We start from the raw sequence: 14,160 nt of genomic DNA on the forward strand, positions 1-14,160 counted from the left end.
TGCAGCACAAAATGCCGATGCAAAAGCGTAGGCTGCGACCGGCTGGTTTTACCCTGATTGAAGTGGTTGCGGCTTTGGCGATTTTTGCCTTAGCTGCAGTGGCACTGACTAAAATAAGTATGCAATATAGTCAAGCGACTGCGCGGTCCATTTTACAGAGCAAAGCACAGTTTGTGGCACAAAATGAAGTGGCATTGATGCAAATTCAACAACAATGGTTGAGTGGTCAAGAATCTAAACAAGTGACCAGTCAAGGTGAAACGTGGCAGATTGATAAAAAAGCATCTAAGACAATCAGCCCTAATGTGCAGCGCATAGACATGCGCGTGAGCCTTTATGATCGCAGTGATGCCAAAGTGCTGTCAGGCTTGGCAAATATGATATTTTTTAATTTACAGTCAGGTGCCTCTGAAGACGCAACACATGCGCATGAGCCGTCGGATGTCTCTGAAGATACAACGCATGCGCACGACGAGATTACCGATACTGACGATTCTTTGTCTTTGCAACCTTGAGTATGAGGGAATGATCGTGAAAAAGGCTGTTCAGCAATCTACTCGCAGTGTCAGTTCTCATCAAGTTTGTAGGCAAACTTCTGTGAAATCGCAAGGTTTTACCTTATTAGAGTTGTTGGTAGCTTTGGCGATTTTTGCCATGCTGGCAGCCTTGGGTTGGAAAGTCTTCGATATGGTGTTGCAGTCTAAACAACGCAATGCGCAGCATGAGCAACAACTGAGTCAGTTACAACAAGCTTATTTGCAAATACAGCGTGACTTAACCCAAGCCGTTGCAGCACCTGCCAGTGTTGCAGGACAAGGACAATCTGCCCTGATCATAGACTCTGAACGGCTACAGTTTAGTAAAGGTGGTGTGAGTGATCCGTTATTACAAGATAAACCGCCTTTGGAGCGTGTTGAATATCAATATGATGCGCAGCAGAGCAAACTTTATAGATTGAAATACAGTCATTTATCTCGGGTGGCAACAGCACAGCCATTGTCGAGTGTCCTGTTGAGTGATGTGCAAGATCTCAAGATGACTGCGCTCAACCCAGAAGAACAAAGTACTTGGCCGACTGGCATGGCTAATTTATATAGTCATGGTGTACAACTAGCCTTACCTCGCGGCTTAAAATTTAATTTCCGTTACGCAGAGACTGAATATACTTGGATTTTTAGCTTGGTTGAGCAACCAAACAAAGAACCTTAGCTCATATTAAAACTGCAACACGCCACACATCAACTTAAATGCTGAGGGATTGGATTTGTTGGGAGAGCCAAGACAAAGATATGATTGCTATGATTAAACTTTTTTTGTTATTCAAAATTTGCTGTTATTCGAAATTTGCTGTTATTCAAAATTTGTTGTTATGCAAAAATTGTGGTTCTTTAAAAGTTCTTTAGACCTGATGTAGAAATAGTATTGTTGTTGAGAGTCGACCTGTTATGCCAAATTTAAAGTCGCAACGTGGAATTGCCTTGATCACCATTTTGGTGATGGTTGCTTTGGCAACTATTTTGGCAGCAACGATCGCCAAGCAACAACGTATAAGTGCCGAAAATGTCATGGATTTGCAAAGACAAAATCAAATGTTGGCTTATATGAAAAGCGCAGAGTCTTTTGCGATAGAGCTGTTGCGCAATAGCAGCAAACAAAATGGCGCAGATCATGTGTTGCAGACTTGGGCACAACCCTTGGCACCGATGCCGATAGAGGGCGGAGTCATTCGCGTACAACTCACAGATCTCAATGGTCGCTTTAATCTCAATAGCTTGTTAAAAGAAGATGGCATGATACATGCTGAAAACCTTAAGATTTTCGAACAGTTATTGCAGCGTGTCGGTCTTCCTGCGAGTTTAAGTCAGGCGGTTATCGACTGGCAAGATGCCGATGATGAAAGCTCAGGTGCAATGGGAGCCGAGAACGCATATTATCGTGGCTTAAGTCAGCCCTATCTTGCGGCGAATCATGCTTTTATTCAGGTTGAGCAATTGCGTTTGGTGCGTGGTTTTGAGGGAGAGCGTTATGCATTAATTGCGCCTTATGTCACTGCTTTACCTGTGCAAGATCAAAAAATAAATATTAATACGGCATCGGCAGTGCTCTTGGCGAGTTTAGATGAAAAGTTAAATGTCGATCAAATTGAGCAGATGCAGCAATCGATGAAAGCCAATCTAAAACATTTCAAAAGTGTCGATGAGTTATGGCAACAATCGGCATTTCAACAACTTAGTCCTGAAGCAAAAACACTGGCAGCAGCGCTATTTGATGTAAAATCCAACTTTTTCCAAACGCAGGTTATGTTGCAATTCGATCAGCGGCAACGTTATTTATATAGCACTTTAATGCGAAAAGGACAGCAAACCCATGTTTATGCTCGTCAAATTTCAGCATTACCCAGACCGATGTGATTGACTTGTATTTTTATATTGCTCAGTTATGCTAGTCATTAGGGTGTCAATCACCTTGGATAGTGCAATAAATAACACTTAGATTCAATGTTATGCTTGCCTAGGCTCGGACGCATAGAACTATTAAATTTTACGCTCAGGCGAAGATTTTTGTTTTATAATCGATTTTCTTAACGCTTTGTTGATGTATTTGGCACATGTTAATTCGTAAATTATTTAAATTTGAAAACGCACATATTGTTCGCAATTGTACGTCTGATCGTTGTAAGCGATCTATACATGGGCACAGCTACAAAGTCGAGCTGTTGCTCAAAGCCAATAAGTTAGATCATGGTCAAATGGTATATGATTTTGGTCTATTAAAAGGTGTGATCAAAGATTTAATTGATAGTTTTGATCATGCAATTTGCTTTTGGCAAAATGATGATCCTGCTTATATCGATGCGTGCAAAACGTTTAGTGCGCGTTGGGTCAGTTTGCCGGTATCTCCATCGGCTGAACAGTTTTCACGTATCTTTTTTTTCTTGGTACAGCAGATTTTACAAGCAACCGTCACACAAAATGGTGAGGGGGATGTCGATGTATATTCGGTGATTGTGCATGAAACAGATACTGGATATGCACAAAGCTTTTTAGAGGATATTGAAAACCAACAGATGGGGGTTTTGGCATTAGACCAGATCATATTCTCTGAACAGATCAAGGCAGAATGGGCTGATTCGCAGATGTATCATAAGTTACAGCAAGGAATCAAATTTGAAAATCCTACTGTAGATTTACAAGTAGACATTTAATTTCGTTTGAACGAGAGCATGGTTCTGGTGCAAACAAGACATATAAAGGATTAAGGTGTGAACAACTATGCAATTAACTGAACAGGAACAGTTGAAGTTGAGTCAGGTTCGGTTAGATGATAGCTGGAAGTTACCATTGGCTGATTTTTTGCTAAGCGCCAAGATGGATCATTTGCGGCAGTTCTTGCGGCAACAAAAAGCAGAAGATAGAACGATTTATCCGCCGAGTAACTTGATTTTTAACGCCTTAAATACCACGCCTTTGCCTCATGTCAAAGTGGTTATTATTGGGCAAGATCCCTATCACGGTCCCAACCAAGCCCATGGATTGAGTTTTTCTGTACAGCGTGGTGTTGCCTTACCGCCATCATTACGCAATATTTATCATGAATTACACAATGATCTGGGTGTGGTACCTGCCAAACATGGCGATTTAAGTGCTTGGGCACAACAAGGGGTTTTGTTGCTCAATAGTGTGCTTACGGTAGAAGCGGGTCAACCTACCTCGCATCAAAAACAAGGTTGGGAAGATTTTACCGATGCTGTGATTGCATTGATTAACCAGCATTGTGAGCATGTAGTTTTTATTTTGTGGGGTGCTTATGCTCAGCGTAAAGGTCAGAAAATTGATCCCGAGCGGCATCTCATTTTAAAAGCAGCACATCCATCACCATTGGCTGCCAATCGTGGTGGCTTCTTCGGCTGTAAGGCATTCTCAAAAACAAATATTTATCTTAAACAATATGGCATTGAGCCAATTGATTGGCAGTTGGACTTATGATCAATACAATGAACACTCAACAATATCATCAGGATTTAGTGATTGAAGAAGCCAAGAATGGCTGGCGAGTAATTCGTTTAAATCGACCTAAGTCCCTGCACGCACTGGATGAGTCTATTGTTTCCGCTTTGCTTAAGCTTTTTCAGGATTATCATGACGATGATTCAGTCAAAGCAATTTGGCTAGATTCAACCACCCCTAAAGCATTTTGTGCGGGTGGTGATGTGCGTAAACTACGCCAATTGGTGATTAACCAAGAGGCAGATACAGCAAATCGCTTTTTTGAACAAGAATATGCCTTAGATTTACTGCTGCATAATTACGCCAAGCCTATAGTGGTTTGGGGTGAGGGCTATGTGATGGGGGGCGGTTTAGGTCTGTTTATGGCTGCACCTTTCCGTTTGGTCACTCCTTATTCTCGTTTAGCAATGCCTGAAGTCAATATTGGTCTTTATCCAGATGTGGGAGCTAGTCGGTTCTTGGCAGATCGTGGTCCGATTGGTCTATTTACGGGATTAACCGGGTCCATTATGACTGCTGCGGGTGCCTATGGAATTGGTTGGGCAACACATATTTGTGATGCGCAGCGTGATGTGGTATTGCAAAAGTTATTGGATATCGATTGGGATCATTATCCAGCAGGTGATTTTAGAGCATTAGATGACACCTTAAATGCTTTACATCGCCCTGTGCCACCAGGACCATTACAAAATTCTTTGGATGTCATACATAGTGTTTGTCGCGGTCAAAATTTTGAACAAGACTATGAAGCAATCTTAGATTTACGCGATGCGCGTAGTGATTGGTTACGTCAAGCCAGCGAAAATCTACAAAAGGGCTCACCCAGCACTGCTGCCATTACATGGTTATTATGGCAGTGGGGGCGTCAAGTACACCCATGGCGTGAGGTATTTGATTTGGAAACTCAAATTTCAAATTGGAAAATTCGCCACCCAGACTTTGTCGAAGGGGTGCGTGCACGCTTGGTCGATAAAGACTTATCGCCGCAATGGCAAACAGTTCCCAATATGACGCTCAAAGGGATTCTGGGAGATCATCCCCCAGTGACCAGCATTGAAAGTTGGAATGATCTATTGCGCCAGCATCAATTGATCTAAAAGCAGTTTTGTATACAAACCAGAACGTAAATGCACGCTATGACGCAACAGCAGGACTTTAGTTTAGAGGATCAACAGTGGATGCAGCTGGCTTATGCGCAAGCAGAGCAAGCTGCTGCCCTTGGTGAAATTCCTGTTGGGGCAGTGATTGTCAGTGCAGGTCAAGTGATTGGTGCGGGGTATAACTGTCCAATCTCGACACTGGACTCCACTGCTCATGCAGAGATCCAAGCCTTACGTGCGGCATGTCAGCATACTGAAAATTATCGTCTGCCAGCGCAAGCCACTTTATATGTCACACTAGAGCCCTGTACCATGTGTGTGGGGGCTTTAATTCATGCCCGTATTCAACGGGTAGTCTTTGCAGCCACGGAGCCTAAAGCTGGCTCTTTGGTCAGTGCGCGACGTTTACTAGAAAATGGTTATTATAATCATGTGTTTGTTTATGAGGGCGGCTGTTTGGCGCAGCAATGTTCAGCTTTATTATCAGATTTTTTTAAACAACGTCGTGCGCAAAAAAAACAACGCAAACAAGAAGTACAATCTGCTGCAATGCACGATCACAAATAATGATTTACAAAACGGCTGTGCTCTGACAAGTTAAGCCCCTCTTATTTGACTATTCATCATAGGGAACTGAATGCAACGCATAACCGTCAAAAAAACTTTCGCTGCGCCTATTGGACAGGTTTTTGCCTTATGCTCACAACATGCCAATTATAATATTGCCTTTGCGCCTGTACAGGTTGTACGCACGCGTATAGGAGAAGATCCACAACAGCCTGATGGCGTTGGGTCTATTCGCCGTTTAGGCTATGGTTTTTTGAAGCCACTGCAAGAACAAATTACCGTATTTGAACAAGATCAACTCATTCAATATCGCATCATTAAAAATCCGCTTATTCAACACCATTTGGGCAGTATTGCTTTTGTGGCAATAGATGACACCCAGACTGAAGTGACCTATCAAATTGAACTGCAAATGACTCTACCGTTTGGCACAAAATTAGTGCTTGCACAACTGTGCCGAGCGATTAAACTAGGGCTTTCAAGATTAGCAAAGTCGGTTTAATTCAAATACTTCATGACTGTTACTATTATCACTATCGATGGGCCAAGTGGTTCTGGAAAAGGAACTTTGGCCGCCAAATTGGCACAGCATTACCAATTTCATTTGCTGGATTCTGGGGCGCTATACCGTTTACTGGGTTTAGCTTTGTCACAACAAAATTTATTAGATGACTTAGATGATTTACATCGCTTGCAGCAGTCTGCCAGCATTGCACAAAATCTAAATATTTGTTTTTTAAGTGATGATGCCACAACCAAGACACGCGTTTTACTCAATGATATCGAGGTAACAGAGCAGATTCGTACTGAGCAAGTGGGTGAATATGCCTCGCGTGTAGCGGCGATTCCTGTGTTACGTGAGGCGCTCTATAAACGTCAACGTGATTTTGCTCAAGCGCCGGGGTTGATTGCAGATGGTCGCGATATGGCAACCACGATTTTCCCAGAAGCACAGGTCAAAATATTTTTAACCGCATCCGCACAATCACGTGCTGAGCGGCGGGTAAAACAGTTGCGGGACATGGGTATGGATGTTAATATATGTACCATTTTAGCAAACATACAGGCGCGGGATGAACGCGATACACAGCGAAGTGTTGCGCCTCTGAAAGCTGCTGAGGATGCCTATGTGATTGATAGTTCAAACTTAGGCATTGAGGCAGTCTTTCAACAGATGGTCCAGTATATAGACCGTCATATTGCAAAATAATTGAATATTAGCAGATGCATAGCTCGATCAGTTCTATAGGGACTATGTTGTTGCTTCACTAAACCGGCCTTGTCTGATCCAAGACCGCTGACTTTTCTAGGTATAACATGACCGAATCTTTTGCAGCCCTCTTTGAAGAAAGTGAATTAAACCTCAACGTTGAAAAGGGTGCAGTCATCCAAGGTGTTGTTGTTAGCATCGATTCTGACTGGGTAACTGTAGATACAGGCCTTAAATCTGAAGGTGTTGTAGCTCGTTCTGAATTTTTAAATGAACAACGTGAACTTGAAGTTCAAGTTGGCGACACTGTAGACGTTGTTGTTGAAGCACTTGACAATGGTATGGGTCAAACTGTTTTATCACGTGAAAAAGCGAAACGTGCTGAAACATGGACTAAACTTGAAAAAATCTTTGAAGATGGTGAAATCGTTACTGGTGTTATCTCTGGTAAAGTTAAAGGCGGTTTCACTGTTGACATCGGTCCAGTTCGTGCATTCTTACCAGGTTCATTGGTAGATACTCGTCCTATTCGTGATACGACTCATCTTGAAGGTAAAGAGCTCGAGTTTAAAGTAATTAAACTTGACGCTAAACGTAATAACGTAGTTGTTTCTCGTCGTGCTGTTATGGAAGCTGAATCTTCAGCTGACCGTGAAGCATTGCTTGCTCAACTCGAAGAAGGTCAAACTGTTACTGGTACAATCAAGAACCTTACAGACTACGGCGCGTTCGTTGATCTTGGTGGTATCGATGGTTTACTTCACATCACAGATATGGCTTGGAAACGTATCAAGCATCCATCTGAAGTGGTTGAAGTTGGTCAAGAAGTTACAGTTAAAGTTCTTAAATTTGACAAAGAGCGTAACCGTGTTTCTCTAGGTCTTAAACAACTTGGCGAAGATCCATGGTTAGCGATCATGAACCGTTATCCTAAAGGTTCTATCGTTAAAGCACGTGTTACCAACTTAACTGACTACGGTTGCTTTGCAGAAATTGCTGAAGGCGTAGAAGGTTTGGTACACGTTTCTGAAATGGACCACACCAACAAAAACATCCACCCATCTAAAGTTGTTCAGATCGGTGATGAAGTTGATGTAATGGTACTTGAAGTTGATGAAGAACGTCGTCGTATTTCTCTTGGTATCAAACAAACTCGTGCTAACCCATGGGAAGAGTTTGCTAAAGAGCATGAAAAAGGCGAAAAAGTATCTGGTACAATCAAATCAATCACTGATTTCGGTATCTTCATCGGTTTACCAGGTGGTATCGATGGTCTTGTTCACCTTTCTGACATTTCTTGGAATGAAGCAGGCGAAGAAGCAATCCGTCGCTACAAAAAAGGTGATACAGTTGAAGCCGTTATCCTTTCTGTTGATGCAGAAGGTAACCGTATCAGCTTGGGTATCAAACAATTAAACAGCGATCCATTCAACGATTTCTTAGCTGCAAATGAACGTGGTGCTTTGGTTAAAGGTACGGTTACTGCAGTTGATGCGCGTGGTGCAACTGTTAAATTGGCTGACGAAGTAGAAGCGCAATTGAAAGCATCTGAAATCAACCGCGATCGCGTTGAAGATGCAACTAAATTCTTAGAAGTTGGTCAAGAAGTTGAAGCGAAAATCATCAACGTTGATCGTAAATCTCGCTCTATCAACTTGTCGATCAAAGCGAAAGATGAAGCTGAAGAGAAAGAAGCTGTTGCAAGCTTGCGTCAAAACACTGCAGCACAAGACAATGGTCCTAAAACCATTGGTGATTTGATCAAAGCTCAAATGAACAACTAAGCAGTGCTGTAAAAAAGTATTTTGTAATGTAACTAATTAATACTTTTTATACAAATACTGTTAAAGGTAGCGTGGTAATCAATTACTGCGCTACCTTTTTGTATTTAAACAGGTTATTATTCTCGCTGTTACGCTAGGTAATATGATTAATTAAGAGGACGTCAATGACTACTGGAGCATTAAATAAGTCTGACTTAATAGAGAGAATCGCAATAAAAAATCCACATTTACCAGAGCCTTTAGTTGAGGAAGCTGTTAAAATTATGGTTGATCAAATGATCGCAGCATTATCAGTTGATAACCGTATTGAAATCCGTGGATTTGGTAGTTTTGCATTGCATCATCGTGATCCTCGAGTCGGACGTAATCCTAAAACCGGAAAATCTGTAGAAGTGTCTGCTAAAGCAGTACCTCATTTCAAACCAGGTAAAGCCTTACGCGATGCGGTGAATGAATCTTTGAATAAATAAATCATAACTTTGGGGTGCTTATGCGCTATATTCTAGTTGCTCTATTAATTGTTATTTTTGGATATGCTTTAGCATTGGTCTTGCAAAATAGTGCGGAAGTTGAAGTTGACTTATTGTTTACTCAAGTTCCGGTCATGCGCCTAGGTCTTTTGGTGTTGCTAACATTATCCATTGGTATCGTGGTGGGGTTGTTATTGGGGGTACAGGTGTTCCGTGTATTCCAAAACAGTTGGGAAATTAAGCGCCTACGTAAAGAGATTGATTATTTACACAAAGAGCAAATTCATGCTGCCCAAACTGCTGCTGCTGAGGCTGCAGCCAATATGCGTCATGAAAAAACAGTATTAGATATTAGAAGTGATCAAAATAATTCGACGCAAGTTTAATCGTGGTTTTTTAACTGTAGTTTTATAGTTAAGCTGCTATAAGCTTTGTTATAGTAAATTTACACTGAGATAGCTAAATCCCCAAACGCTGTTTTGTATAGAGCACAAAACAGCGTTTTTTATGGCATTGAAAAATTACAAATCCTTGCGTGGTAAAGATTGTACGGTAAAGAATCGATGCTGAGCTGTGGCTAGTCTATACTTGGTGATGGTATTTCAATCGTTTATGCCACAGCATGGGTGGAAAATACCCGTCGCAGTGGCAGTAAATTAAAATAGGGCTGGGTACAAACCTATAAAATCTTTATAATGCGTTTAATTTGTTTGTGCTGGGAAGAAAAGTCTCTTGAGTATCATTGTTGCCTTAGATGCAAAAAGCCAATATGACGCTTTAACGATTGCTGATCAATTAGATCCTGAATTGTGTCGGGTTAAAGTTGGAAAAGAGTTATTCACCCATGAAGGACCTAGTATTATCAAGGCTTTGCACGATCGGAAGTTTGATGTTTTTCTTGATTTAAAATTCCATGATATTCCAAATACCACAGCACAAGCAGTATGTGCAGCCGCTGAACTGGGTGTATGGATGGTCAATGTGCATGCTTGTGGTGGTCGCAAGATGATGGAGACATGCGTACAACGCTTACAGCAAGGTGGTTATAATACTTTGTTAATTGCTGTGACGGTATTAACCTCGATGGGGCGTGAAGATTTGATTGAACTTGGTTTGGATGTCGATCCACAAGTGCAAGTACAACGTTTGGCACGCTTGACACAGCAATGTGGTTTAGATGGTGTGGTGTGTTCAGCCCAGGAAGCACCGCTATTGCGTGCCAATTTAGGTCAAGATTTTAATTTGGTTACACCTGGTATTCGCCCATTGGGAAGTCAGGCTGATGATCAAAAACGCATCGTTACGCCCAAACAAGCGATGGAGAATGGTGCGAGCCATTTGGTTATTGGACGACCTATTACGCAGTCTGCGCATCCAAAACAAAGTTTACAGGATATTTTGCACAGCTTAACTAACGAATCTATTTAAAGCAGTTTTACTGGCATATATTCAGACACTACATATTCCACTGCACCCAATGGTGTGGTGGAATAATGTTTATATCTGTGTGTTGTGAACAGTTTAAATGTGTAGTTGCATTGCATGAGCATGCAGTTAGAGTGCAGCCAGCATGCTGACCGCAATGGGCGCGACAATAGATAAAATAAAGCCACTGACCATGGCATGTGGAATAAACTGATTGCCACAGGATTGTTTGACCATTGGTAGGGTCACATCCATTGCTGTCGCACCAGCAGTTGCAATCGCAGCACGTGGATAACGCCATCCCAATAAGTACATCAACAAAATTGCAAAAACCTCACGTAATAAGTCATTGACCAGCGCAATACTGCCAAGCTGTGGGTTCTTGAGTTCGCTAATCACAATGCTCGACATGGAATAAAAACCATAACCCTGAGAAAGTAAAAATAATTCACTTAAACTGAGTTGCTCAATCCACAATAATGCGGCGCAGGCACCTAAAATTGATCCGACAATACACGCAACGGGAACCAAAAGAATTTTCCAATTGAGCCAAGCTTTATTGATAGGAGATTGCGCTAAATCAATACCAATCAACAGCATGAAAAACAGTAATAAATACCAAGTATTGATGTGGGCTGGATAATCTGCTGCGCTCAGATAAGTTGCTAAAAAATAGCCAGCAATCAACGCAAATAGTGCATAACTGATGTTGAGCAAGGAGCTAAATAACAACTCTGTTGAAACTTTGCCGTGCTGCGGTTGGAAGCGAAGTATTTTAAAAATAATATAACAGCATAAAAAACTGCCTAGAGAGGTTAAACTGGCAATAATAAATGCATTTTTAATAATATGTGTAGGCTGTGCGAGGCTATTGATGGTATCGGCAAATTCCATGGCAATGGCGACTAAAAGAATATAGGTAAAATAAGGCAGTATCTTATAAACCCATTGAATGAGGCGTGGGCTCATTCTTTTTGCCAATATAAAACCCAAAAATAGACAGATTAATAATTGTAAAATCAACCAAAGCGATTGCATGTGAGATAGCCAACAATACATGAAGGCAGTCATTATAACCAAGCCATAGGGTACTGAACATGCTTAGTCGAGCAAATCTTTGTGCTCTACCATCGAGTTATGTTCAATTATACTCTTTCTGTTGATGGACTAAAGATTTAGCTTTGATTTTGTTAAGTTATGCGCTTGAGTCTAGGCTGGACTCATGATTAAGTAATGCTCTTAATCTGAGCAATTAACAAGCTGAGTAAATTGAAGGATCAAAAACCAAAAGAGTATGGCTATGCACTTGCAACATCGTAAGTCGATACACGGACTGATTTATCTCATTAATGCCATGCAAGGTGCTGGTATTGATATTACTCTGCGTTTAGAAAGCATCGGATTGGCTGTCGAGACACTTGATGCAGAAGCGGTGATTGATGTTGAATTACAAGCCAAGATCTATCAACATTTACTGGCGGGTTTGCATGTCGAAGATGCATTGTTGATTGGGCGTCAGTATCGTTTTTTGGTGGGTCAGGGACCTTTGCTGATGTTATTACGCAGTGCTGCAACGGTTGAGCAAGCAATCCATCAAGGCATTTATTTCCAGCAAATCACTTATTTACACGGCAATTTACGCTTAGAGATGCAGCAGGATCAGCTGGTACTGAGCTATGATTTGCCAGACTATCGTCAACAGCAATCGCATTGTTTGATCGGTTTATGTGAAATGGCCAGCCTTTATCATTTGATACGTGGTTTACATTATTTGGCCGGTTTGACTTTGCCAAAAATGACCTTGCACTTGAGTATGCCACAACCAGAAGATGCTGCGTTATTACAAGCCTATCAACAATGCTATGGCAATAAAATTTGCTTTGCTGCCAAAGAAAATGCAATTTACTTAACAGGTGTTGATCTAAAACATCATCTTGAAACGGCAGATCCTTTAGCCTATCGAATTTACTTAAAACATTGCCATCATGCATTGCATCGTTTACAACAACAGCAGCATTCACAGCGTTTGTTGCAGCAAGTGTATGACTATTTATACTTACAACAGGGGTGTATGGCGTCAGTCACAGCAACAGCGCGGGTGATGCAACGCGCAGAGCGAACTTTACGTTACCAATTACAACAGCTTGGTAGTAGCTACAAACAAATTCGCGAACAAGTGATTCAACAAAAAGCTTTGGCGATGGTACAAGCCAAACAATATTCGATTGTGCATATTGCAAAAATTTTGGGTTATTCTGAAACTGCAGCATTTAATCATGCCTTTAAACGGTGGTTTGGACAAAGTCCAAGCCAGTTTCATAAAAGTACAAGCCGTTATAGCTAAGATCAAGCCTTGATTCAAAAGTCTTATTTAACTTGGTTGATTATTGGTTATACTCTTATTGTCTAAACAAATTTGAATGTTATGTCAGATCATAAATCTACTTCTTTTAGCCATTTACCCTTATCTCCAGCAGAACAATATGCGCAAGCTTTGGCATCTGGCAAATTTATGCCTGATGAAGCACAAGCACAGGCAGTTGCTGAGCTCGATCGTGTATGGCAGCAGTTACTCAGCCGCTATAAAGCTTCTAAAAAAATATTCCGGTTTTTTCAAAGACATGAGATCCCTAAGGGGGTTTATATGTGGGGCGGCGTTGGACGTGGCAAGACTTGGTTAATGGACAATTTTTATGAGTCTATTCCATTTCGGCGTAAAACCCGTATGCATTTCCATCATTTTATGCGTTTTGTTCATAAAGAATTAAATAAACTGTCAGGACAACAAAACCCCTTAGATCTGGTTGCAGATCAAATTCATGCGGATGCTGTGGTCATTTGTTTTGATGAGTTCTTTGTTTCGAATGTCACTGATGCAATGATATTAAGTGATTTATTTCAGAAACTTTTCCAGCGTGGTATTACCTTAATCGCAACCTCAAATATTGCACCAGACGGTCTTTATAAAAATGGTATCCATCGTGATCGCTTTTTGCCGACCATTGAAATGGTTAAACAAAACTGTGTGATTTTAAATGTCGATGCGGGTGTGGATTATCGGTTGCGTGTGTTAAAACAAGCCCAGCTGTTTAAGTCTCCCTTAAATCATGAACATCAGCAGTGGATTGCAAGTCGTTTTAGTGCGCTCACCCAAGGGCAAACTGTGATTGAGCAAGCGATTGTTATTAATAATCGTACGGTTGAGACGATTGCACATACTGAAGATGTTTTATGGTGTGAGTTTGCAGATTTATGTCTTAAGCCACGTAGCCCTGCGGATTTTATTGAAATAGCCAATACCTATAATACTGTGCTGGTCAGCAATGTACCGCACTTGACCGATGTGCTATCAGATGCAACACGTCGTTTTATTTATTTGGTCGATGAGTTTTATGATCGTGGTGTCAAATTATTGCTGACCTCTGAAGATAATATTATCCATATCTATAGTGGTGAAAAATTGGCATTTGAAATTGAACGAACGCGTTCCCGTTTGTTAGAAATGCAATCCGATGATTATATCCAAGCTGAACATCGTCAATCGCATAACTCAGAGTTGCATGCTGAACAAGAGAGTTAAGTCCTCTGCTTGGGCAT

Annotated in this window: 15 protein-coding genes and 1 pseudogene; 15 read left to right on the top strand and 1 reads right to left on the bottom strand. The window is 41.2% G+C overall.

Going from position 1 to position 14,160, the window contains the following annotated elements; translation table 11 throughout:
- Positions 1 to 32: 32 nt before the first annotated feature.
- The 13 genes and pseudogenes from gspI to pyrF all read left to right on the top strand — a co-directional run.
- Positions 33 to 392, top strand: a pseudogene (gene gspI / locus BFG52_RS06110) (type II secretion system minor pseudopilin GspI); the annotation flags it as partial.
- Positions 393 to 531: 139 nt separating this feature from the next.
- Positions 532 to 1,209, top strand: a complete 678-nt coding sequence (gene gspJ, locus BFG52_RS06115; protein WP_323807461.1) for a type II secretion system minor pseudopilin GspJ — start codon at positions 532 to 534, stop codon at positions 1,207 to 1,209.
- Between the two features lie 236 nt (positions 1,210 to 1,445).
- On the top strand, positions 1,446 to 2,411 hold the full coding sequence (gene gspK, locus BFG52_RS06120; RefSeq protein WP_067553625.1) for a type II secretion system minor pseudopilin GspK: 966 nt from the start codon (positions 1,446 to 1,448) through the stop codon (positions 2,409 to 2,411).
- A gap of 197 nt (positions 2,412 to 2,608) precedes the next feature.
- Positions 2,609 to 3,205, top strand: coding sequence for a 6-pyruvoyl trahydropterin synthase family protein (locus BFG52_RS06125; protein ID WP_067553627.1), 597 nt, complete (start codon positions 2,609 to 2,611; stop codon positions 3,203 to 3,205).
- A gap of 67 nt (positions 3,206 to 3,272) precedes the next feature.
- Positions 3,273 to 3,986: a uracil-DNA glycosylase gene (ung, locus tag BFG52_RS06130; RefSeq protein WP_067553629.1), complete on the top strand. Its 714-nt coding sequence runs from the start codon at positions 3,273 to 3,275 to the stop codon at positions 3,984 to 3,986.
- A gap of 8 nt (positions 3,987 to 3,994) precedes the next feature.
- Complete coding sequence (locus BFG52_RS06135; protein WP_407639236.1) at positions 3,995 to 5,104, top strand: enoyl-CoA hydratase/isomerase family protein; 1,110 nt, start codon at positions 3,995 to 3,997, stop codon at positions 5,102 to 5,104.
- A 39-nt stretch (positions 5,105 to 5,143) separates the two neighbouring features.
- Positions 5,144 to 5,674: a tRNA adenosine(34) deaminase TadA gene (gene tadA / locus BFG52_RS06140; RefSeq protein ID WP_099092624.1), complete on the top strand. Its 531-nt coding sequence runs from the start codon at positions 5,144 to 5,146 to the stop codon at positions 5,672 to 5,674.
- Positions 5,675 to 5,744: 70 nt separating this feature from the next.
- Positions 5,745 to 6,176, top strand: a complete 432-nt coding sequence (locus BFG52_RS06145; protein WP_067553634.1) for an SRPBCC family protein — start codon at positions 5,745 to 5,747, stop codon at positions 6,174 to 6,176.
- 12 nt (positions 6,177 to 6,188) lie between these two features.
- The gene (gene cmk / locus BFG52_RS06150) at positions 6,189 to 6,884 is read left to right on the top strand and encodes a (d)CMP kinase (protein WP_067553638.1); all 696 of its coding nucleotides are present in this window, start codon (positions 6,189 to 6,191) and stop codon (positions 6,882 to 6,884) included.
- Between the two features lie 107 nt (positions 6,885 to 6,991).
- Positions 6,992 to 8,668, top strand: a complete 1,677-nt coding sequence (rpsA, locus tag BFG52_RS06155; RefSeq protein WP_067553639.1) for a 30S ribosomal protein S1 — start codon at positions 6,992 to 6,994, stop codon at positions 8,666 to 8,668.
- Between the two features lie 164 nt (positions 8,669 to 8,832).
- Complete coding sequence (locus BFG52_RS06160; protein ID WP_067553640.1) at positions 8,833 to 9,138, top strand: integration host factor subunit beta; 306 nt, start codon at positions 8,833 to 8,835, stop codon at positions 9,136 to 9,138.
- Positions 9,139 to 9,158: 20 nt separating this feature from the next.
- On the top strand, positions 9,159 to 9,524 hold the full coding sequence (locus BFG52_RS06165; protein ID WP_067553641.1) for a lipopolysaccharide assembly protein LapA domain-containing protein: 366 nt from the start codon (positions 9,159 to 9,161) through the stop codon (positions 9,522 to 9,524).
- 346 nt (positions 9,525 to 9,870) lie between these two features.
- A complete protein-coding gene (pyrF, locus tag BFG52_RS06170; protein ID WP_067553642.1) occupies positions 9,871 to 10,566 on the top strand; it encodes an orotidine-5'-phosphate decarboxylase in 696 nt (231 codons plus the stop codon).
- Positions 10,567 to 10,692: 126 nt separating this feature from the next.
- On the opposite strand, the gene BFG52_RS06175 is transcribed toward pyrF, so the two are convergent.
- Entirely contained in the window at positions 10,693 to 11,601 is a 909-nt protein-coding gene (locus tag BFG52_RS06175) for a lysine exporter LysO family protein (RefSeq protein ID WP_067553644.1), read from the bottom strand.
- 262 nt (positions 11,602 to 11,863) lie between these two features.
- Here BFG52_RS06175 and BFG52_RS06180 point away from each other — a divergent pair, with 262 nt between their 5' ends.
- Both BFG52_RS06180 and zapE read left to right on the top strand, forming a co-directional pair.
- Positions 11,864 to 12,907 carry a helix-turn-helix domain-containing protein gene (locus BFG52_RS06180; protein WP_067559222.1) on the top strand — a complete coding sequence of 348 codons (1,044 nt, stop codon included), beginning with the start codon at positions 11,864 to 11,866 and terminating at the stop codon, positions 12,905 to 12,907.
- Between the two features lie 81 nt (positions 12,908 to 12,988).
- Positions 12,989 to 14,143, top strand: a complete 1,155-nt coding sequence (zapE, locus tag BFG52_RS06185; protein WP_067553646.1) for a cell division protein ZapE — start codon at positions 12,989 to 12,991, stop codon at positions 14,141 to 14,143.
- Positions 14,144 to 14,160: the final 17 nt, after the last annotated feature.

This window comes from Acinetobacter larvae, from assembly GCF_001704115.1.
Taxonomy (GTDB): domain Bacteria; phylum Pseudomonadota; class Gammaproteobacteria; order Pseudomonadales; family Moraxellaceae; genus Acinetobacter; species Acinetobacter larvae.